Origin of the sequence: Mucilaginibacter xinganensis, assembly GCF_002257585.1 — a bacterium.
GTDB classification, from domain to species: domain Bacteria; phylum Bacteroidota; class Bacteroidia; order Sphingobacteriales; family Sphingobacteriaceae; genus Mucilaginibacter; species Mucilaginibacter xinganensis.
The window spans coordinates 5273826-5294528 of record NZ_CP022743.1 but is presented as its reverse complement, the minus strand read 5'-3'; the positions used below and the strand labels follow the sequence as shown (position 1 = coordinate 5294528).

The following is a 20703-nucleotide window of genomic DNA, read 5'->3' as shown; positions in this document are numbered from 1 at the left end:
GATATTCTTAACTGTTCATTACAGCCCCGCAGTTTATATCTATAGCCTGGCCGGTTATTGAACTTTGGCTTAAAAGGTAGGTAACCAATTGGGCTATTTCTTCGGGATCGCTCATTCGCCCCAGCGGTACGCTTTTCATTGCCATTTCATAAAATTCCTGTTTACTAATCCCTATTCCGTCGGCAATACCCTGCAAGCCGCTTTGTGCCATATCAGTGTTTACCCAGCCGGGGCAAATAGCATTTACTAAAATATTCCGGGGTGCATATTGGGTTGCCCATGAGCGCATTAAGCCCAGTAGTCCGGCCTTTGATGCACAATAAGCGGAGTAATTGGGCACGCCTAACCTTGCTAACACAGATGAAATTATAACTACCTGCTTAACTCCGGTTGGTTTGTTTAGGTAAGGCAGAAAAGTGTTTACAAAATTGTAAGTGCCTGTTAAATTGGTGGTAATTATATCATCCCAGCGGTCGTCTTCGCCCCAGTGATTTTCGCCGCCGAGGCCCGAGTTGGCAATTAAACCATCAATTGACAATACACTTAACAAGTCGGATGCTTTTTTTAAGCTCTCTTTATCTTTTATATCGGCAATTAATATTTGATGATTGCTTTTGGTAAGTGTTTCTAAGGTTTTTCTGAGATTCTCAGCATTGCGGCCAAGTAAGATGCAATTATGGCCACCGCCACTTAAAGCTTGAGCTATTGCCCTGCCTATGCCGCTGCCGGCACCACTAATAACATATGTTTTACTCATTTTACTGTATGCTGATCAAACCAAGTCGTTTAAGCTTGTCGAGATAAATATTTATTTCAGAATCGCCCATCCCGTAAATCTTTTCAGTTTTCCAAAATTCCAGGTAAATCTCCGGTTTCGTTCTGATTCCGTAATTATAAATATCCAGCAGCTTTTGTTCAACTGCATTTAAACCATGTTCATTTACCTGCAGGCGTTTAAGTTGTGCCTTCAAAGCGGGTTTTAAAAAATGAAGGCTTCCCCAAAATATGGTGCGTGTTAAAAATTCGGTAAGTAACTCAACATCAAGGCTACTGTAAGCTTTCCATGCCTTTTTTGCCAGCATAAAATCTTCATCGCTGAGTTCCTCGCGGATGTTATCATAAAGATATTCCAGCTCTTCACCATTTAATTCGCCCATACCCCTAAAGTTTTCTTTACCCGGAAAATCGCCCGGACAAATTAAATAAACTGAGGGACGGGAGAGGTCGGCCTTCTGTTCCAGGCAGGCAATAACTCCAAGCAGGTTTGCCTGGCAATGTAAATCAAATTCAAACCAGAGGTTTATTACCTCATAATGATCATTCAGCAGGCTAAGCTGGCCGAGCATTTTTTGCTGATAATTTTCCGGATTTTCATCGAAAGTGCTGCAGATCCATTCTTCGCGGTTTTTCCAGAAACGGGCCGCTGAAATATTTTCTTCCAGCGGCCCTTCTGATAAAACCTCGCGCCAAATCACCACATCTCCATCTAGCCCTGTTTCTTCAAAGGCGGGCAGGGTAGCATCTCCGTTAAGAATGTGAAGAATGTTCATACAGGCATTTAATATTCAAGGTGCTTTACCGGCACATCGCCAGTCAGCGTATTAGTCGTTTATCGCTTTAACCCCCGGAAGTTCTTTACCCTCCATGTATTCAAGTAAAGCGCCGCCGCCGGTTGAAACATAGCTAACATCGTCTGTAAAGTTAAATTTCGCTACGGCCGCAGCTGAATCGCCACCTCCAATTAAGGAAAATGCACCATTTTCAGTTGCCCTTACAACAGCTTCGGCAATTGCTTTGGTACCTGATTCAAACTTTTCCATTTCAAAAACCCCCATTGGGCCGTTCCACAATATAGTTTTTGATTCCTCCACTACTTTTGAGAAAGCTGCTATCGATTCCGGCCCAATGTCTAAACCCATCCAGCCATCTTTTATATTGTCGTTTTTAGCTACATCGGTGTTCGCGTCGTTGCTGAAATTATCTGCAATAATTGAATCGGCAGGCAACAGTAAATTGACGCCTTTTTCCTTTGCTTTTCTTACCAGGCTCAAAGCAAGATCAAGTTTGTCAGCTTCAACCAGTGATTTGCCTATGTTTCCGCCCTGCGCTTTTGCAAAGGTGTAGGCCATGCCTCCGCCGATGATCAGGTTATCAACCTTATCTAAAAGTTTTTCTATCAGTTCAATTTTATCAGACACCTTGGCGCCTCCCATTATAGCCGTAAATGGCTTAGCTGCGCCATTTAACACTTTTTCTGCATTCGCCAGTTCACCGGCCATCAGGTAGCCAAAATATTTTGCATTAGGGAAAAACTGCGCTATAATGGCTGTTGAGGCATGAGCGCGATGCGCAGTACCAAAAGCATCGTTTACATAAACATCGCCAAGCTTTGATAGTTTTTCAGCAAAGTCTTTATCACCTTGCTCTTCTTCTTTGTGAAAACGCAGGTTCTCTAACAAAAGCACTTCGCCTTTTCCCAACGCTTTTGATTTAGCAAGCGCATCTTCACCAATGCAATCATCAGCAAATTCAATCTGCTGGCCAAGAAGGTCGGCCAGATGCGGCACTATGTGCTTTAAAGAATATTTTTCTTCGGGGCCACCTTTTGGCCTTCCCAGGTGCGACATAAGGATCACTGCTCCGCCATCTTTCAGGATTTTTTTAATGGTAGGCAGGGCCGCGGTCATGCGGTTGTCGTCGGTAATAGTATAATTCTTATCAAGTGGCACGTTAAAGTCAACCCTTATAAGAGCGCGTTTGCCGGCAAAGCTAATTTGGTCAATGGTTTTCATTTAGCAATTGGTTTTAATGATGATGAATAAGCCGTCGCAGGGCTGGGCATTATTCAGGCCTCATGTAGTTAGTTTATTATAAGTAATGTATTCAGACGCCAAATTCAGCATTTAATTCTAAAATCGGAACGTAAAAGTTAAAAAGGTGTTTTTATTAATGAAAAAATCATTGAATTTTAACATACATTACGTGATGCGCGCCAATGCCAGCGACATCAAATTCGGCAGATATAATTTCAAAACCTGTGTTTAAGTAAAATTGAAGAGCTTTTTTACGGGCATTGCACCAAACGTAATTAGCTTTTTGCCCGCGAAGATAAACTACAGCAAAATTGAGCAATTGGTTACCGATACCTTTGCCCCTGTATGCCGCAGTGGTAGCCATACCACGCAATTGGTAGCCTGTACCTGTAAAATCACCGTAACTTTGCGGATAGAAAGATGCGATGCAGGCCAGTTCGCCATTTTTATAATAACCTAAATGAAATGCCCCAGGCAACTTGTCAGAAGGGAAAATACACTCTTCGGGGGATAATTTTCCATCCCGCAACACTTCATTACGCACAGAGAGTAGTTCTTCAACGGCAATAAATTTTATCATTGTTTAATTTTCTATAGTTCAGCGCCATAAAACCGGGCATTTTTTCCCCAAACTTATTTGTGTTTTCTCCGTATAATAACATTGTTTAATATGTTTTAACTCACATTTAAACGGGTTTCCCGCTTGTAGTTATGGCTTTTAACAAATACCGTAAAAATAGCACAACTATTGCATGATATGTTAGTGTTAGATATTAAGTTTTATCATGAAATCATTAGTTTCAATAATTTTACTTTGCGTAGTTGTTTGGGGATGCGGCAAGCAAACTGATATTAAGCCAACCGACCCAGCCAAAACGGACGGTAATCCATCAACTCCAATTAAAGATACCACAAAGACGCAGGGTAAGGATGATTCGGTACACATGGTAACTTTTGTAGTTTATGCTCAAAAAGTTAAAACCAGTGTATCCGGCAAGAAATTATCACTCGCATATGACGAAGATGTTAACCTGTTTTTAACTGCGGAAGGATATCATAAAACATCGGCTATTCATTTAAAGGAGGATTTTAAACAGTCAGCCCTTGGCGCATTTGATTTCAGAACGGAGAATGCGGAGGGACAATTAACGTTTAATTACGTTGACGATAATTTAAATAACGTGAAATTTAAGTCAATAACAGATACCGTTGTAAATGGTATAAAGATGGTTAAGATAAATGTTCATCGTTTAATAACATTTTCAAAAGAATACGGTGTGGCGCAGTTGGCTGTTGACCAGCAAAACCTGTTACTGGGTAAAACCGGAGACATGTTGACCTTTTCATCATTTACCTATTACAATCAAAAAAATTACCCGGCTGTAAGCGCCGTAGCTTATGTACAGTATATCAAATAGGGTAGTTTAGCGATAAATAGATTGCTACCCTGCTAACCGGGTGTTACATTGTTAAATAATATCAGTAATTTAGACTGATATTAATTTAATAAAGGGCTGATTAAACCCTCATTCTGGATAGTTATTGATGCCCTTGATCTTCTAAAAAATATGATTGCTATTGTGCTATCCGGCGGCCTCGGAAATCAGTTGTTTCAGTATGCATTTATATACAACCAACATAAAAGGCTAAATACCCCATTTTTCCTGGTTAAAAATGGTCTTCCCATTGATCTCTACAGGTATTTTGAGCTTGAAATGAATTTTTTTTACGGCCTTGACCGTGTTTTCTTTAATCATCGTGGCTTTAAATTATTGTTTAGCCATCATTTAAGGCGGGGGTTTTATAACAGGGTTTGTAACCTTTTAACACCGCGGCATTTAATGGTTAGCATGAGTGAAGATCCGGCTGATGTTTTAAATAAAGCTCAAAACGGGACTTTGTATTTTGGCTTTTTTCAATCTGAAAGCTATTTTAAAGATTACGCGGCCGGCTTATTAAACAGGTTTTCGATTAAACGGAAATATTTAAAGGCGTACTCCGAAAAATTTAGCTGGTTAAAAAAACACACCAGCGTTGTTGTTATTCATATCAGGATGACGGATTATAAGGCAGCCGGAGAAAACGAAGAAAGCCTGATTTTGCCGCTAAGCTATTATCACCAGATAATCGGTGAGATTCATACGCCCGCAAATTTTTATGTAATAATGTCTGACGACACGGCCGCTGTTCGTAAAGAATTTGATTATCTCGAAGCGAAATATTTTTCGGGAGAAAGTGAGATTATTGATTTTCAGCTCATGATGAATGCTGATATTTGTGTGATAGCGAACAGTACATTCAGCTGGTGGGCGGCGTATTTAAACAAAAAAAAGAACAAGAGCGTTTATTGTCCAAAGCACTTCCTGGGCTTTAATAAGGGTGAAGATTACCCGGCTAAAATATACCCTGCAAATTGGGTTACCGTACCTGTGCTTTAAATTGGAAGACCAGCCTGTTTAATATCGCTGATTTTTTTTACCAGGTCTGCAAGGCGGGCAGAATAGCCCATCTCATTGTCATACCAGCCCACAACCTTTACCAGTCCGCCAACAATTGAGGTAAGTTGGGCGTCAAATATACAGCTATGGGTATTTTCCAATATATCGGTCGATACGATAGGGTCTTCTGTATATTCAAGCACATTTTTCATAGGCCCGTTGGCGGCGTTTTTAAAAGCCAGGTTAATAGCTTCAACGGTGGGCTGTTTTTTTAGGCTGCAGGTAAAATCTGTTAGTGAGCCATTTAATACAGGCACCCTAATTCCTGCGCCACCAAGTCGCCCCTCGAGGTGGGGGAATATTGCGGTAATTGCTTTGGCGGCACCTGTAGTTGTTGGGATAATTGACGCTGATGCCGCTCTTGCCCTGCGCAAATCCTTATGTGGCGCATCGTGCAGGTTTTGATCTCCGGTCATAGAATGCACAGTGGTTATATAGCCGTCAATAATACCCCAGTTCTCATCAAGTATTTTAACCATCGCAGCCACGTTGTTGGTGGTGCACGAAGCGTTAGAAAGGATAGGCGCCTGCAGGTTAACCAGGCCATCGTTTACGCCAAGTACCACCGTTGGGATTGATTTATCAGTACCGGGCGCAGAAATAATAACCTGTTTTGCGCCAGCCTTCAAATGTTGTTCAGCGCCCTCTTTAGACGTGAACTTACCCGTTGATTCAATTACAAGATCGATATTAAACTGCTCCCAGGGCAATGCTGAGGGCTTGGGCTCGGCGATAACTTTTATAGCTAAATTATTGATGTATAAGTGGTTGTCGTCATAGGTTACGCTACCTTTAAAGCCGCGATGTACAGAATCGTATTTAAAAAGGTGAGCGAGTGTTTTAGTGTCCGTCAGATCGTTAACAGCAACAACTGTTACCTGGGGCATTATTAAAATGTTTCTTAAAAAAATACGCCCGATACGCCCAAACCCGTTTATTGCAATCCTCATTTGTGTAAAATATAAGATGGCAAATTTAACTAAAATTAAGGAAGGTAATATCCTTCCAATCTATTATGAATGCGGCCTGACAAAAAACGGGAAGTAGGTTAACAGGATGAAACGGATTAAATGAACAAATTACGGAAGGCCAGGCCCTCGCGCTCTTTGGAGCGGATAAAAAAGGTTATTACCCAGTTGAACGCCAATGACATTAACACAATTAAAACGATAAGAAAAGAGTTGCTGTAGTCTTTTAATAATAATATTATAAAAATGGTTAATATATTGGCACCGGTTAAAATAAGCGTGGTTTGTAAATGGTTTAGTCCCAGTTTTAACATCCGGTGATGTATATGGTTCCGATCGGCAACGAACGGCGAACCACCGTTAACAATTCGGATCACAAATACACGGATGGTATCAAAAATAGGGCCTATAAGTATAGCAATTGTTATTGCCGGGGCTTCGGGCAATTGCTGTAGTTTACCTGTAGGTTGCATATTTACTTCGATAAACTTCAATGCCATTACTGCAGATATTAACCCAATAAGCAAAGAGCCGGTATCGCCCATAAATATTTTTGCAGGCGTTAAATTAAACCGTAAAAAGCCCAATATTGACCCCGCCATTGCAAATGAAACAGCAGCCAGTTCATATTGCTTTATGTAGATAAACAAAATTGCAAATGCTCCGTTAGCAATAATTCCTGTTGTAGCCGCAAGCCCGTCAATCCCATCAATTAAATTAAAGGCATTCACAACAAGTAAAATTAATAAGATGGATAAGCCGGCACTGATAACATAAGGGAGTTCATAGATGCCAAATACGCCGTACATTCCGGTTAATCGAATGTTGCCAAGGATTACCAGGATAGCACAAACAACAAATTGAATAACAAATTTTGTATTGGAGTTTACGCCCGACAGATCATCTTTAAGGCCCATTGCAAATAAGATAATGCAGGCGGTAAGTAAATAGTTTATCGGTAATGACTTATCCGTCATGCAGAACAGCAGTGACGTTATTGTAAAGCCAACAAAAATGGCTACGCCGCCTAGCCTGGGTATGCCGTGATCATGTTCTTTCCTGAAATGGCCAAGGTCGTCGTATAAATGGCGAAAGCGTGCTACGTGTAAAATTGAAGGAATAGCGAAAGTGGTGATAATTGTAGAAACTGCAATGATGAAAACATAATATATATACGTGTAGTTATGTAAAAACTCCATCATTTTTTAATTCCGCTAAACTCAAAAGTTAATTAGTAGTGCAAATAAATGATAATTGTTTTTTATTTCTACTACTAATTATTAACATTTCAACACTAATTTTATCTGAGTTAAAAGTATTGCATGATTTTGCGTAAAGGTTTAATTATTAGTGTTAAAACCGGAAGCAAAATCCCGTTAGTCCTCATTGCTTTTAAATCAAAGAATAATCCTTTTACGCGGTTGTTTAAATTTTTGTTGCTTTTTCCACCCGTTTTCATATTAATCATTACTTTTTTTATATAGTATGATTTTAATTTGTTGATATACAGGTATCTGAGCATTAATTCATAATCAGCGGCGGTGCCATAATTTAAACTATACAACCCTAGTTTTTCAAATAAACTGCGTTTGCAATACAAAGTAGGATGTGGAGGCATCCACCCAAGGTTAAAGCTTTTGGAAGTAAATTCGCCAGCCCGCCATTTTCTGATCACTCGGCCGGCTTTATTTATGTAATTCAGATCGCCATAAAGCGCATCGATATCGTTTTTTTTAAAGGCGTCGGCAATTGCATTCAGAACAGTGTCATCAGCAAAAAAATCATCTGCGTTAAGTAAACCTACCACATCGCCTGTTGCCAGTGTTATGCCTTTATTCATCGCGTCATAAATACCTTTGTCGGGTTCTGAAATAAAAAGGCTTAAATGGTGCTTATATTTTTCAATCACCCGGACGGTACCGTCAGTTGATCCTCCATCGATAATTATATACTCCAGATTAGGGTACTTTTGCCTTAAAATAGATTCGATGCAATAACTTATAGTGCTTTCTGCATTAAAGGAAACTGTGATTAATGAAATTTTTAAGTCCTGCACTAAGGAAAATCTATTTAAGTCGCAAAAATATGTAAATTTGAAGCTGATCCCTAATCAAACAATTAGTTTAAAGGTGAGTGTATGGGTTATAAAATTTATTTTTATTTACTTCTTGGGTTGTTTTTAATTTGTACTTCCTGTTCAACACGTCAGTACCAGGTTCTTTTCCAGCAGAAAAACGCATTGTCAGACAGCTCTTATCAAAATACTGATACTGTTGCTGAATATAAAATAAAAGCCCAGGATGTTTTACAGGTTAGAAACCTTCAGGATACCAAACTACTTGTTAATAATAACCCCAGCCCGGCCCTTAATACCAGCGTGTTAGCGAGTGGCGCTGCGTCCACTTCTGAACAGGATTTTAAGGTTGATGATGACGGTACTGTTATATTGCCTGCCATAGGGCGGATAAAAGTTGCCGGTTACACCCGCATCGAAGCTCAAAAGCTTGTAGAAGAGGCCTATCGTAAAAATGTGCTAGTTAACCCCATAATTGAACTTAAGATTGTTAGTTTAAAAGTGACCATGCTTGGCGAAATAAGGGGCCAGGGGAATTTTCCGTTAATAAAAGATCACACTTCGCTAATTGAAATGATTGGCGCTGCAGGAGGAATTACCGAAAAAGCTGACGAAACCAATATTAAGATTATCAGGGGTACAAAAAAGAATCCAAAGGTTATTGTAGTTGATTTGGGGAATATACAATCAGTTAATGACCCGAAAACAATACTTCAAAATGGTGATATAATTTATATCGCACAAAATAAACGGGCAACACGCAACGATAACTACCAAAGTTTTACAACTACCATTTTTCAGCCGGCATTGCTTTTATTTAATACGGCGTTAATTATTTTTACGCTTATTCGTCATTAAATGGAAGAAATAAGTAAAACGCAGCCAAAGCTACCCAGCCAGGAGATAGATTATCTTAAGATAGTTAAAATAATTTTAAGCCGTTGGTATTGGATTGTTGGATCGCTTACCGTTTGCCTTATTATAGCCAATGTGTACTTATGGTACACACCTAAAACTTATGCAACGGGTGCAACGCTGAAGTTTGAAGAAAAAAAATCGGAAATATCTGACCTGATAAGTGTACCGGGGGCCAATGACCGGGGGAACGTATCTAAAATTCAAAGTGAAACAATAGTGTTGCAAAGTACCGCGCTTTTGCTTAACGCTATAAAGCATTTGGATTACAGGATTAGTTTTTATGTGGTTGGGCGTGTGCTGAACCGTACCAATGAGTTATATCCGCAAAAGCCGCTGGCTATTGAACTGATAAAGTTTGATAGTTTGAATTTTTTTCATGATATGGTTACTTACAGGCCAATTAACAGCAGTTCTTTTAGCATAAGTTACAAGGTTTCAGGAAAAGATATAAAGAATACGTATAACTATAATACGCCGTTTTCGATTGGCCCAACAGCTTTTAGCATTAAATATCCGGGCTTCCTTCCAAAAACAGCAATGTTTTTATTTAAACTAAACTCGCCCGAGGAATTTGTTGGAAGGGTAAGGGGCGGGCTGCATACTGCTGAAACTGCCAGGAATTCAAATATCATCTCACTGCAGGAAGTGGATTCAAACCCCCAGTTTGCTGCCGATGCTTTGAATGCGGTGATGAAAGAGTATTTGAACTACGACAGAAACCAGCGGACACAATCGGCTTCACAAATGATCAAATTTATTGACAAACAACTTGATTTTTTGTCAAATGAACTTAAGGGATCGGATAACTCCATAAAGGATTATCAAAATAAAAAAAAGATAATGGATGTGTCCACAGCATCCACCAGGGCCTTAAGTAAGGCAACTGACCTTGAGTCTCAAAGTTCCTTGTTAAAGATAGATGAACTGGCTATTGATCAGCTTAAACAGGAAGTAATTAAAGCTAATGATAATTTGCTTCCTAACTTTAGCATAGGTGGTGTTGAACATCAACAACTAAGCGAAGCTATAACCAGTCTTAATGTACTTATTAACGACAAAAAAAACGCATTAAAAACTTTTACCAAAAACTCCCAGACTATCCAGGACCTGGATCAGCAGATTTTGCAGGTAAAAAACAATATTTTAAACAGCATTAATGCCACACACGTTTTAATAGAAAACAAATTAAAATATATACAAAGCGAGCTTGGACCTATTAACCAACAAATATCAGAACTGCCGTCGGCTGAACGGGATATGGTGGCTTTGAAGCGCGATTTTGATATTAATGATAAAGTTTATTCCTTTCTTTCCGAAAAGAAATTAGATGCGCAGATAAATAGTGCAGGGATATTGCCGGGAGCTACTATTATTGATTTTGCGCAGCCAAATTACAGCCCGGTTTCGCCTGACGAGCGCGGCGTTGAGCGTTCAGCACAAATCTTTGGCCTGGCAATAGGGTTTGGGTTGATTGTACTGATAAGAATATTGAATCCATTTATTTACGATAAAGAGACCATTGAAAGCCTTACCACCATTCCAATAATAGGAGTGATAAGAAAATTTCCGGAAGAAATTGATGAATACAGCACCCAGATACTGGCCATTAGTAAACCAAAATCCATTTTTGCAGAATCGGTGCGGTCTGTGCGTACCAACTTAAGTTTCCTGGCTACCGATAAAATAAGCAAGGTAATTTGTATCACATCGGAAGTTGCGGGGGAAGGGAAATCGTTTGTGGCTGTTAATCTTTCAAGTACTTTGTCACTCATTGATAAAAAGGTGATATTGATAGCGGCAGATTTAAGGCGTTCTAAACTGCATAAAACGTTCCATGTACCTAATGACATTGGATTGAGTAGTTACCTTGCCAATCAATGTAACGTTGACGATATTATTTCTCATTCAAACCAGGAAAACCTTGATTTTATCATATCGGGACCGGTCCCGCCAAATCCCTCGGAATTATTGCATTCAAAAAGAATGGGGCTATTGATAGAAGAGTTAAAAAAACGATACGATGTCGTTATGATTGATACCGCGCCGATTGGTTTGGTATCAGACGCGATCCCTTTAATAAGAGTTAGTGACGTTAACTTATTCGTGATCCGGTCGGGAAAATCCAAATTCTATGCAGCTACAGTTCCGCAACGAATAGCCCAAGAGTATCATTTGGACAATACTGTAATAGTGTTGAATGCATTTGCACAGGATTTGCTGCACTCCAGGTTTTATACCACCAAATTTACAGGTGATAATTACGGATCAAAGTACTACTATTACTCTGATTATACCGGGTATGAAAGCTCCGGGTATTATATAGATAAAAGTGAAAATAAATGGTGGGATATTATGCGTTGGTTCAAAAAGCGCTGATGGGATTAACTTATGGCTTTAATAAATAAAGATACCTGTAAATGGTATCCGGTTTATACATCTCCCCGTGCAGAAAAAAAAGCTTACCAGGCATTGTCAGACAAGGGAATTGAGGCTTACCTGCCCCTGCATAAACAACTAAAGCAATGGAGTGACAGGAAGAAATGGACAGAAGAGCCATTTCTTAAATCATATTTATTTGTCAGGATAAAAGAACAGGAACAGATAGAGGTGTTAATGACAAAAGGGATTGCACGCTTTTTGTATTTTTCGGGTAAAATAGCGTCTATGCCTGACAGGCAGATAGATGAGCTTAAATTATTGATGGCAAGCCCTTATGAGTTGGAGATAACAGCGGAAGATTTAAAACCCGGAGAAAAAATCATGATCAAGGCAGGGCCGCTTAAAGGGTTCATTGGCGAAATCATATCTTATCGCTCACAAAAGCAACTGGCCCTGCGCCTTGATAGCCTTGGGTACTCCATAATTGTTTATGTTGCAGCAACATTGATTGATAGATTTTAGGTTTATATTAAGCGGATTAAACGTTGTTTTTGTTTAATTTGAGGCCTTAATATAGTAGTTAGGATAAATATATAATTATTTGATAAATAATAAGTTACATAATTAAATGTGACTTACGGGGCGAAGCTATGAATATTTATAACCTATGTGCAGGATAGCAGGTATTGTGTCAAATACGTTACCGGCAAGTGAAATTAGCGGGAGGGTAGGAATAATGTGCGATGCGTTAAGGCATGGGGGCCCTGACGACCAGGGTATATTTTTAAACGAAGAGGGCAGGCTGGCATTTGGGCACCGGCGGCTTGCAATAATTGACTTAAGTAAAAATGGGCACCAGCCAATGGCTGACGTTCAGAAAAGGGCCTGGATTACCTTTAACGGCGAAATCTATAACTTTTTTGAATTAAAAGAGCAGTTAGTTAAAGCCGGTTCAACGTTCTATTCGAATACAGATACTGAAGTTATTTTAGCCGCATACCTGCAGTGGGGAACGCCAGCCTTTTCCAAATTCAGGGGGATGTTTGCCTTTGCCTTGTACGACGTGGAAAAAGCAACTACCTATTTGGTTAGAGACACATCAGGAATAAAACCGCTTTATTATCACATCAATAATGATGGGTTGAGCTTTGCGTCAGAAATTAAGGCGTTTAAAGCTGCCGGCATAGCAACCGACGCAGACCCGGCTTGGGCGATAAGGTTTTTAGCTCTGGGCAATATTCCGGAACCGTACACAACGCTTAAAAATGTATTTAGCCTTGCAAAAGGACATTATTTATCATGGCATCACCCCAGTGCCACCTATAAGATTGTCCCTTATCAAGAGGCTCCGCCCGTTTTAAATTACATAACAGACATTGAGGTTGCAAAGGAGTATATTCACAATACCTTTAAAACGGCCATAGAGCGCCAGCTTATTTCCGATGCACCCATTGGGGTGTTTTTGAGCGGCGGTATCGATTCAAGCTTATTATCCCTGCTGGTCCACGAGCAACACCGCAATCTAAAAACTATCTCCATTTATTTTAACGAGAAAAGCTACGATGAACGGGCCTATCAAAATATAGTTCTTGACCGGTTAAGCGGCGAAAAATTTGCACATCTTGTTCAACAACATGATTTTGAGACCTTTTTACCTCAAATCATAAATAGTATGGATATGCCGACTACTGATGGTATAAACTCTTGGTTTATAAGCAAGTATGCGCATGAAGATGGTTTAAAAGCGGTGTTGTCGGGCGTGGGTGCTGATGAATTGTTTGGCGGATACCCATCTTTTAATCGCATTAAATATCTTGGTTACCTGCGTAAAATACCCGCGTTATTATTCGGGGCGGCTCATTATTTTAAGGAAGACAGGTACAGGAAAGTTTCTTTTTTACAGCATGATCATCCCCTGGCCGACTATCTTTTGCTTCGGGGCCTATTTGTACCCGACGATATTGCTCAAATACTGGATACGGATGTGAGGGAGGTAAATGAAGTGCTATTCGGCGAAAACAATATGCCGGAACTTGGGCCATATAACAAAGAACATGCGGCCTGGTTTGAAACTAACCTGTATATGCAAAATCAATTGCTTAGAGATACTGATGTTTTGAGCATGAGCCATGGGTTAGAAGTAAGAGTTCCGTTTTTGGACGAGGATTTTCAGCAACTGGTGCAGCGCATAGCACCTGCAATAAGGTTTAATTCAAAGCAGCCAAAAAGGCTGTTGATTGATAGCTTTAAAGGTGTTTTACCTGATGAGGTTTGGAACAGGCCTAAAATGGGATTTACCTTTCCTTTGCAGGAATGGATGAGCAAACACCCCGAAATAAGTAATTTAAACAGGTATAAGGGGAAGCCGGCCCAAACCCTGGTGAGAAGTTTTAAAGAAGGACATTTACACTGGTCAAAAATTTTCGCGCTTTATCAGGTTCAGCTCAATAACTAATGCGTATTTTTAATAAAATTAAAAACACTACCACAATCCGTTTGAATGACTAAAAAGGTTATTTTATATACCTTACAAACCTTTAGTACCACCGGAGGCATTCAAAAAATGACCCGTACGCTTGCGCATTCTTTACACCTGCTGGCTGAACGCAACAACTGGGATTTTAAATTATGGTCGGCCTACGATTCAAATAGTGATTTAATGCCAAAGTATCTGCCCGGAAAAGAATTTAGAGGGTTTAAGGCAAACCGTGCGGATTTTGTTTTAAAAACTTTAATGCTTAAAAAAAAGCCCGACATAATTATTATCAGCCATATTAACCTGGCGCTTATTGGGTTGCTGATAAAAATAATGCACCCCAGCAGTAAAGTATGGCTTATTGCACACGGTATTGAGGTTTGGCGGCCCTTGTCGGTATTGAAAAATTTATTTTTAAAGCAGTGCGATAAAGTGATTTGTGTAAGCAAATTCACAAAGCAGCAGATGATTGTGCGCCACCGTACGGATGCAGCAAAATGCGAGGTTTTAAATAATGCTGTTGATTCTTTTATAAAATTACCGGGCGTGTTTGAAAAGCCTGCTGAGCTGCTTACCCGGTATGGCCTTACAGCGGATACACCTGTTATATTTACATTAACCCGGCTGGCATCAACTGAACAGTACAAAGGGCATGACCAGGTAATAAAAGCAATAAGCAATTTGAAAATAAAATTCCCGGGGATAAAATATATACTTTCCGGAAAATATGATCAGAAGGAAGAGATCAGGATTCAGAAATTAATAACACTGGCAGCTGTTAATGACCAGGTTATCCTTACCGGCTTTATAGAAGAAGACGAAATTACAGATCATTTTTTATTGGCTGATTTGTTTGTTCTGCCTAGTAAAAAGGAAGGGTTCGGAATAGTTTTTATTGAAGCTTTAGCCTGCGGTTTGCCTGTTGTATGCGGTAATGCTGACGGAAGTACAGATGCTATATGCAACGGTGAATTGGGCACTGCAGTCGATGTCGACGATGTGGCTGCATTGGAAAACGTTATAACAGACTACCTGGAAAACCCTTTAACAAAGGAAAAAAGAAAGGATCTTCAGCAAGAGTGTCTCAGGCATTTTAATGAAAATGATTACATGGATAAATTAGAAAAAATACTTAGTTAATGATTGATACAGAGCAGGAAGAGTGGGATATTGAACTAACGCCGGAAAACAACATGCTGGATTTAAAGCTTAAAGACATCTGGCATTACCGGGATTTATTGGTGCTGCTGGTTAGGCGCGATTTTGTGTCTTTTTATAAGCAAACCATTTTGGGGCCTTTATGGTTTTTTATACAGCCATTATTCACTACCATTATTTACACGTTTGTATTTGGCAACCTGGCCAGTATTTCGACAGATGGTTTGCCTCAGCCCTTATTTTACCTGGCGGGTATAACAGCCTGGAACTATTTTGCAGACTGCCTGGGAAAAACCTCATCGGTGTTTGTTTCTAACGCGGGGCTGTTTGGCAAAGTTTACTTTCCCCGGCTTATTGTTCCTTTAAGTATCGTGGTATCAAATTTAATCAGGTTTGCAGTTCAAATGCTGTTGTTTATTATCATGATGGGTGCTTATTGGGCCAAAGGAGCTACTTTTCATCCCAATGCCTATTTATTATTGTTCCCGGTATTGTTATTGTTAATGGCCATGCTGGGATTAGGCCTGGGGATGATTATTTCGGCGATGACAACCAAATACAGGGATTTAACTTTCCTGATCTCTTTTGGGGTGCAACTAATGATGTATTTAACTACCGTTATTTACCCGCTATCTACAGTAAAGGCTAAGTATCCTAAATACCAGTGGATGGTTGAGTATAATCCCATGACATCAATTATTGAAGCTTTCAGATACGGTTTTTTGGGAAAAGGAACCTTTACAATGCTATCACTGGCAATTACAACTGTTATTACCTGTTTTATAATGCTTATCGGGATCATAGTTTTTAACCGGGTTGAGCGCAATTTTATCGATACCGTATAATATGTCAGTAGTAATTAAAGTAGAGAACTTGTCGAAAGCTTACCAGTTAGGCGAGATCGGTACCGGTACATTATCGCGCGATTTGGAGCGTTCATGGGCCAGGCTGCGGGGCAAAGAAGACCCGTTTTTAAAAATCGGCGAGGTGAATGACCGGACGGTGAAGGGCACAAGTAATATTGTTTGGAGTTTGAAAAATTTAAACTTTGATATTCAACAAGGTGACGCAGTAGGTATAATTGGGCGCAATGGTGCGGGCAAAAGCACGCTGCTTAAGATTTTAAGCAGGGTCACAGCACCCACAACCGGCTCGGTAAAAGTAAAAGGGCGCATAGCCAGTTTATTGGAAGTAGGTACAGGGTTTCATCCGGAATTAAGCGGCCGCGAAAATATTTATCTGAACGGTGCTATTTTAGGAATGCGCAAGGCCGAAATAAAAAGAAAGTTTGACGAGATAGTTGATTTTTCTGGAGTTGAACGTTATATCGACACACCGGTAAAACGATACTCATCCGGCATGTATGTACGTTTGGCATTTGCCGTGGCGGCACACCTTGAAAGCGAGATCATGATAGTAGATGAGGTACTGGCCGTTGGCGATGCCGAGTTTCAAAAAAAATGCCTGGGTAAAATGGGCGATGTTAGCCAAGGTGAGGGTAGAACGGTATTATTCGTCAGCCATAATATGCAGGCAATACAAAAACTGTGTAGGAATACAATATTTCTTCATCAGGGTGAAATTGACTCCATAGGTACCCCTGAAAACATAATAACCAAGTACCTTCAAAGATCGCAAATTAAAAAGGCCGTTTTTGATATTCCCAAACCTGATGATAACGGGGACAATATTGGTTATGCTACTAAATTGCAAATTGAGGACATCAATAATAACATTGTCCAGGAAATACCTGTGGGCAGCCCATGGCAAATCAGGGTGTTTTTTAAAATAAATAAACGGGCACAGCACTTTATCGCTGGCTTAGGAATTAACAGTGCTACTGACATAAATATTAGAACCAGTTGGAGTACTGTTTCCGATTTGGCAGAAGGTTGCTATGAAGTGGTTTTTAAAGAGAATCATCTCATTCTAACACCGGGTACATATAACCTTATATTGGGTTTATCTAATTACGAAAGAACTGTTCACTACGTAGAAAATGTGGCTATGCTAACAATTTCGCCAACCGCCGATCTGGCATTGGATGACACGATTATCAGGCTAAATAATGTTGGTTTTATTGTTAACCCAATGTCTATTAACATCTCTCCAGTTGAAGATTTTTAACTCCAATAAAATTGTCAATCCCTTATCTTTAGTCAAAAGGTTTTAAGAAAAGTGTTTGGTCAAAACATATGATTTATAATAGAGAATCTTATATAAATGAGCCTGTTCCGATAGAAAAGGAATTAAAAATTTTATTTGAAGGTTTTGATGCACCAATCATATTTGAGATAGGCGCGTGCGAGGGGGAAGACAGTATTAAATATTCCCGCTTATTTCCTAAATCTGATATTTACGCTTTTGAACCTTTTCCGCAGAATGTGGAGATGGCTCAAAACAATATTGCCAAATACAACATTAAAAACGTTAGGCTTTTCAATAAAGCGCTATCCATAACGGAGGGTACCGCAGAATTTTATATATCCGCCGGTCGACCGGAAGGAGCAGCTGAAAGTGATTGGGAGTATGGCAACAAATCCAGTTCATTATTGCCGCCCGATAAACACACCGAAATGGTGCCGTTTATTAAATTCGACCAGAAGATAACGGTTGAAACAACAACAATTGCGGCTTTTTGCAAAAGCAATGATATTGAGAAAATAGAGTATATCCACATGGATGTACAGGGTGCAGAGCTAATGGTTTTGCAGGGCGCTGGTGAGTATATAAAATCTATAAAAGTTATCTGGCTTGAGGTGGCTAAAATTCAACTTTATAAAGATCAGCCCCTGGTAAGCGATATCAATAAATTCCTCACCGATAATGACTTTGTTTTGGCAAAAAATTGCGTGGATGACATCCAGGGCGATCAGTTATATATATCAAAATCGTTTTATCCTCAATACAAAGGCATTGTCAGAAAATTCAATAAGCCTGCTAATTCTTTACTGAAAAGGATAGGAAGGAAAATTGGGGTCATTAAATAATACAAACGTTTTTGATACTTATTAAACTACAAGGCGGCCTGGGAAATCAAATGTTTCAATATGCTTTCGGCCTGGCCTTGTCAGCAAAATTAAACACGCATTTGTATTTTGACCTTTCCTTTTTTAAACAGGACGATCATGGCCTTACGCCGCGAACGTATCAATTGGATCTTTTCAGCAAACGTGTAAACATAGCCGGCGATGGTATGATAAACCGGTTTTTAAATCCGGGCCTCATGCAACGCATCTGTAATAAAACGGGAATTGGCAAAACTACCATTTACCGGGAAAAGGCTATGAGTTTTAACCCCGATGTTTTTGCTGTAAAGCAGCCGGCATACGTTGAAGGTTTTTGGCAAAGTGAACTTTATTTTGCCCCTGTTTCAGCCTCAATAAGGAAGGCTTTAACGTTTCGGGCGCCATTAAATGAGGAATCAGCAAAAATTGCAGCCGGGCTGGCACAGCAAGCCAATACGGTAAGTGTTCATGTTCGCCGGGGTGATTACGTGAGTTCAAAAACCACAAATCAACTCCACGGCACTTGTTCGGTAACGTATTATCAAAAAGCAATAGCCCTGGTAAAAGAACAGGTGGCCGATCCTGTATTTTTCTTTTTTTCGGACGATTCCGAATGGGTTCAGCAGCACCTGTTACCTTTAACTGAAAAGGGCGTGCTGGTGCAGCACAACCTGCATAACGATAGCTGGCAGGATATGGCGCTGATGAGCAAGTGCAAGCATCATATAATAGCAAACAGCAGCTTTAGCTGGTGGGGAGCATGGCTAAACCCCGATATAGAAAAGGTGGTTATTGCGCCGGAAGACTGGTTTAATACGAAATCAGAATATTTTGTTGCAAGCAATATTGTACCTTCAAATTGGCTCAGATTACCTAATGAATAATGGGTTGATTTCTGTAATAATGCCCGCTTTTAATGCCGGAAAATATATTGAAGAGACGATAGGCTCAGTTGTTGCACAGACGTATAAAAACTGGGAGTTAATTGTAGTTGATGATGGATCAACAGACAATACGGCAGAAATTGTGAAACTTTACACCAACGAAGATTCAAGGATTCAATACATTTTTCAGGAAAATGGGAGGCAGGGCAAAGCGAGAAACACCGGAATTAAAAATAGCAAAGGTCCATATATAGCTTTTTTGGATGCTGACGACATTTGGATGCCTGATAAATTAACGATTCAGATTAAGGAGTTATCAAGTGCAAATAACATTGACTTGCTGTTTTCCCAGGGCTATTTCATAAACAACGATGAAGTTAAAGATTATAATGTATTGGTAAAGGATTGGTGGGATATAAACGACCTTGAATGCTTTCTCAATTACAATCAGATTCCGATTCTATCTGTTTTAATGAAAAGAGCCCCTTTAATAGCAGAACACTGTTTTATAGAAGAGCTGAGTGTTCAAAACATGGAGGATTATCACCTATGGTTGAAATTATTAATAAGCAACTGCAAATTCAGATCGATACCCGACAGGTTGTTTTACTACCGCATTCACCCGGAACAAAGCACGGTTAAAAATGCCGATATGGATATGCAAATTTTTTATACGTACCAGGATATTTACTATAGATACCCTGAATTAGTTGTTCAAAAGGCTATCGTTAATAAGTTAAAGTGGTACCTCTTTAAAGATGGTTTTTATGCTATATCTCTTAAAATGATATCACAATATTTTAATAGGGCTGGACATTTTTTGGTTTCTTTCCTGATAAAAAATATTTTAAAAAGCAGTAATTCTGTATCTAAAAAAATAGTATTTCATTTGATCGAAAGCTATAAGTAAATTTAGGAAAGGTAATAACGTAGAATTGAAACAAGCAGTAAAGAGTTTTATAGGTAAGTTGGTTGAAAGTCTGAAAGCTATTTATGAGCAAAACAAGCTTTATGATTTTCGCCATAATCCCAATATTACCATTGAGGCAGGGCTTACCATTGAATCTTATTTTTCTGCCAACCTGCCTGAAGATAAATTTTCAATTAAGTTCGGGTCGCATGTGCGCATTAAAAAGTACTGTCATATTTTAATGTTCCCGGGGGCCGCGTTAACAATAGGGTCAAATGTTTTTTTCAATAATTATTGTTCTATAAATTGCCTGGAAAAAATAAGCATCGGTGAAAATACCATGTTTGGCGAAGGCGTAAAGCTGTACGATCATAACCATTTATTTGGCTATAAGGAAAAGGTACTTGAAGTTTCAAGGGATCAGTTTCAAACAGCACCTGTTACTATCGGAAAAAACTGCTGGATAGGCAGCAACGTAGCCATATTGAAGGGCGTAACCATTGGCGATAACGTCATTGTGGGTGCCAATTGCCTGGTTTATAAGTCGGTTGAAAGCAATACCGTTATAAAGGCAAAGTCGGAATATATTATTGAAAGCAGCCAAAATTAAGAGGGTT

General features: G+C 39.5%; 20 protein-coding genes. 13 read left to right on the top strand and 7 right to left on the bottom strand.

Annotation, left to right across the window (positions count from 1 at the left end; all coding sequences use genetic code 11):
- Nucleotides 1-7 precede the first annotated feature (7 nt).
- From MuYL_RS23035 to MuYL_RS23020, 4 genes are all read right to left on the bottom strand, one after another.
- Nucleotides 8-757: an SDR family NAD(P)-dependent oxidoreductase gene (locus MuYL_RS23035; RefSeq protein ID WP_094572787.1), complete on the bottom strand. Its 750-nt coding sequence runs from the start codon at nucleotides 755-757 to the stop codon at nucleotides 8-10.
- A gap of 1 nt (nucleotide 758) precedes the next feature.
- The gene (locus tag MuYL_RS23030) at nucleotides 759-1550 is read right to left on the bottom strand and encodes a DUF1835 domain-containing protein (RefSeq protein WP_094572786.1); all 792 of its coding nucleotides are present in this window, start codon (nucleotides 1548-1550) and stop codon (nucleotides 759-761) included.
- Nucleotides 1551-1601: 51 nt separating this feature from the next.
- The gene (locus MuYL_RS23025) at nucleotides 1602-2792 is read right to left on the bottom strand and encodes a phosphoglycerate kinase (RefSeq protein ID WP_094572785.1); all 1191 of its coding nucleotides are present in this window, start codon (nucleotides 2790-2792) and stop codon (nucleotides 1602-1604) included.
- Nucleotides 2793-2958: 166 nt separating this feature from the next.
- Nucleotides 2959-3393: a GNAT family N-acetyltransferase gene (locus tag MuYL_RS23020; RefSeq protein WP_094572784.1), complete on the bottom strand. Its 435-nt coding sequence runs from the start codon at nucleotides 3391-3393 to the stop codon at nucleotides 2959-2961.
- A 205-nt stretch (nucleotides 3394-3598) separates the two neighbouring features.
- Between MuYL_RS23020 and MuYL_RS23015 the strand changes: the two genes are divergently transcribed.
- Together MuYL_RS23015 and MuYL_RS23010 are read left to right on the top strand one after the other, a co-directional pair.
- Nucleotides 3599-4231 (top strand): hypothetical protein, encoded by a 633-nt coding sequence (locus MuYL_RS23015; protein WP_094572783.1) that lies wholly within the window; start codon nucleotides 3599-3601, stop codon nucleotides 4229-4231.
- Between the two features lie 150 nt (nucleotides 4232-4381).
- The gene (locus tag MuYL_RS23010) at nucleotides 4382-5251 is read left to right on the top strand and encodes an alpha-1,2-fucosyltransferase (RefSeq protein WP_094572782.1); all 870 of its coding nucleotides are present in this window, start codon (nucleotides 4382-4384) and stop codon (nucleotides 5249-5251) included.
- Here the strand turns inward: MuYL_RS23010 and gap are convergent.
- The 3 genes from gap to MuYL_RS22995 all read right to left on the bottom strand — a co-directional run bounded on the left by gap (nucleotide 5248) and on the right by MuYL_RS22995 (nucleotide 8335).
- The gene (gene gap, locus MuYL_RS23005; protein ID WP_094572781.1) at nucleotides 5248-6261 is read right to left on the bottom strand and encodes a type I glyceraldehyde-3-phosphate dehydrogenase; all 1014 of its coding nucleotides are present in this window, start codon (nucleotides 6259-6261) and stop codon (nucleotides 5248-5250) included. The genes MuYL_RS23010 and gap overlap by 4 nt on opposite strands.
- Before the next feature lie 116 nt (nucleotides 6262-6377).
- Nucleotides 6378-7481, bottom strand: coding sequence for an MraY family glycosyltransferase (locus tag MuYL_RS23000; RefSeq protein ID WP_094572780.1), 1104 nt, complete (start codon nucleotides 7479-7481; stop codon nucleotides 6378-6380).
- A gap of 107 nt (nucleotides 7482-7588) precedes the next feature.
- Nucleotides 7589-8335 (bottom strand): glycosyltransferase family 2 protein, encoded by a 747-nt coding sequence (locus MuYL_RS22995; RefSeq protein WP_094572779.1) that lies wholly within the window; start codon nucleotides 8333-8335, stop codon nucleotides 7589-7591.
- Between the two features lie 81 nt (nucleotides 8336-8416).
- Here MuYL_RS22995 and MuYL_RS22990 point away from each other — a divergent pair, with 81 nt between their 5' ends.
- From MuYL_RS22990 to MuYL_RS23565, 11 genes are all read left to right on the top strand, one after another.
- Nucleotides 8417-9211 (top strand): polysaccharide biosynthesis/export family protein, encoded by a 795-nt coding sequence (locus MuYL_RS22990; protein ID WP_094572778.1) that lies wholly within the window; start codon nucleotides 8417-8419, stop codon nucleotides 9209-9211.
- Nucleotides 9212-11647, top strand: a complete 2436-nt coding sequence (locus MuYL_RS22985; RefSeq protein ID WP_094572777.1) for a GumC family protein — start codon at nucleotides 9212-9214, stop codon at nucleotides 11645-11647. It begins immediately after the preceding gene.
- A 12-nt stretch (nucleotides 11648-11659) separates the two neighbouring features.
- Entirely contained in the window at nucleotides 11660-12172 is a 513-nt protein-coding gene (locus tag MuYL_RS22980) for a UpxY family transcription antiterminator (protein ID WP_094572776.1), read from the top strand.
- A 145-nt stretch (nucleotides 12173-12317) separates the two neighbouring features.
- Nucleotides 12318-14105, top strand: coding sequence for an asparagine synthase (glutamine-hydrolyzing) (asnB, locus tag MuYL_RS22975; RefSeq protein WP_094572775.1), 1788 nt, complete (start codon nucleotides 12318-12320; stop codon nucleotides 14103-14105).
- Nucleotides 14106-14150: 45 nt separating this feature from the next.
- On the top strand, nucleotides 14151-15266 hold the full coding sequence (locus tag MuYL_RS22970; RefSeq protein ID WP_094572774.1) for a glycosyltransferase family 4 protein: 1116 nt from the start codon (nucleotides 14151-14153) through the stop codon (nucleotides 15264-15266).
- Nucleotides 15266-16129: an ABC transporter permease gene (locus MuYL_RS22965; protein WP_094572773.1), complete on the top strand. Its 864-nt coding sequence runs from the start codon at nucleotides 15266-15268 to the stop codon at nucleotides 16127-16129. Before MuYL_RS22970 ends, MuYL_RS22965 begins: the two co-directional genes overlap by 1 nt.
- Nucleotide 16130: 1 nt before the next feature.
- The gene (locus MuYL_RS22960; protein ID WP_094572772.1) at nucleotides 16131-17411 is read left to right on the top strand and encodes an ABC transporter ATP-binding protein; all 1281 of its coding nucleotides are present in this window, start codon (nucleotides 16131-16133) and stop codon (nucleotides 17409-17411) included.
- A 68-nt stretch (nucleotides 17412-17479) separates the two neighbouring features.
- Nucleotides 17480-18274 (top strand): FkbM family methyltransferase, encoded by a 795-nt coding sequence (locus MuYL_RS22955; protein ID WP_094572771.1) that lies wholly within the window; start codon nucleotides 17480-17482, stop codon nucleotides 18272-18274.
- A gap of 11 nt (nucleotides 18275-18285) precedes the next feature.
- A complete protein-coding gene (locus MuYL_RS22950; protein ID WP_157741089.1) occupies nucleotides 18286-19176 on the top strand; it encodes an alpha-1,2-fucosyltransferase in 891 nt (296 codons plus the stop codon).
- Nucleotides 19169-20086 carry a glycosyltransferase family 2 protein gene (locus tag MuYL_RS22945; RefSeq protein ID WP_094572769.1) on the top strand — a complete coding sequence of 306 codons (918 nt, stop codon included), beginning with the start codon at nucleotides 19169-19171 and terminating at the stop codon, nucleotides 20084-20086. The genes MuYL_RS22950 and MuYL_RS22945 overlap by 8 nt, the downstream gene beginning before the upstream one ends.
- Nucleotides 20087-20111: 25 nt before the next feature.
- A complete protein-coding gene (locus MuYL_RS23565) occupies nucleotides 20112-20696 on the top strand; it encodes an acyltransferase (RefSeq protein ID WP_211710207.1) in 585 nt (194 codons plus the stop codon).
- Nucleotides 20697-20703: the final 7 nt, after the last annotated feature.

Coding starts and splice junctions, on each gene's coding strand:
- MuYL_RS23025 (WP_094572785.1), bottom strand. CDS start 2,792: ATGAAAACCATTGACCAAATTAGCTTTGCCGGCAAACGCGCTCTTATA.
- MuYL_RS23010 (WP_094572782.1), top strand. CDS start 4,382: ATGATTGCTATTGTGCTATCCGGCGGCCTCGGAAATCAGTTGTTTCAG.
- MuYL_RS22980 (WP_094572776.1), top strand. CDS start 11,660: ATGGCTTTAATAAATAAAGATACCTGTAAATGGTATCCGGTTTATACA.
- MuYL_RS23015 (WP_094572783.1), top strand. CDS start 3,599: ATGAAATCATTAGTTTCAATAATTTTACTTTGCGTAGTTGTTTGGGGA.
- gap (WP_094572781.1), bottom strand. CDS start 6,261: ATGAGGATTGCAATAAACGGGTTTGGGCGTATCGGGCGTATTTTTTTA.
- MuYL_RS23020 (WP_094572784.1), bottom strand. CDS start 3,393: ATGATAAAATTTATTGCCGTTGAAGAACTACTCTCTGTGCGTAATGAA.
- MuYL_RS23030 (WP_094572786.1), bottom strand. CDS start 1,550: ATGAACATTCTTCACATTCTTAACGGAGATGCTACCCTGCCCGCCTTT.
- MuYL_RS22985 (WP_094572777.1), top strand. CDS start 9,212: ATGGAAGAAATAAGTAAAACGCAGCCAAAGCTACCCAGCCAGGAGATA.
- MuYL_RS22965 (WP_094572773.1), top strand. CDS start 15,266: ATGATTGATACAGAGCAGGAAGAGTGGGATATTGAACTAACGCCGGAA.
- asnB (WP_094572775.1), top strand. CDS start 12,318: ATGTGCAGGATAGCAGGTATTGTGTCAAATACGTTACCGGCAAGTGAA.
- MuYL_RS22945 (WP_094572769.1), top strand. CDS start 19,169: ATGAATAATGGGTTGATTTCTGTAATAATGCCCGCTTTTAATGCCGGA.
- MuYL_RS22990 (WP_094572778.1), top strand. CDS start 8,417: ATGGGTTATAAAATTTATTTTTATTTACTTCTTGGGTTGTTTTTAATT.
- MuYL_RS22955 (WP_094572771.1), top strand. CDS start 17,480: ATGATTTATAATAGAGAATCTTATATAAATGAGCCTGTTCCGATAGAA.
- MuYL_RS23035 (WP_094572787.1), bottom strand. CDS start 757: ATGAGTAAAACATATGTTATTAGTGGTGCCGGCAGCGGCATAGGCAGG.
- MuYL_RS22970 (WP_094572774.1), top strand. CDS start 14,151: ATGACTAAAAAGGTTATTTTATATACCTTACAAACCTTTAGTACCACC.
- MuYL_RS22960 (WP_094572772.1), top strand. CDS start 16,131: ATGTCAGTAGTAATTAAAGTAGAGAACTTGTCGAAAGCTTACCAGTTA.
- MuYL_RS23000 (WP_094572780.1), bottom strand. CDS start 7,481: ATGATGGAGTTTTTACATAACTACACGTATATATATTATGTTTTCATC.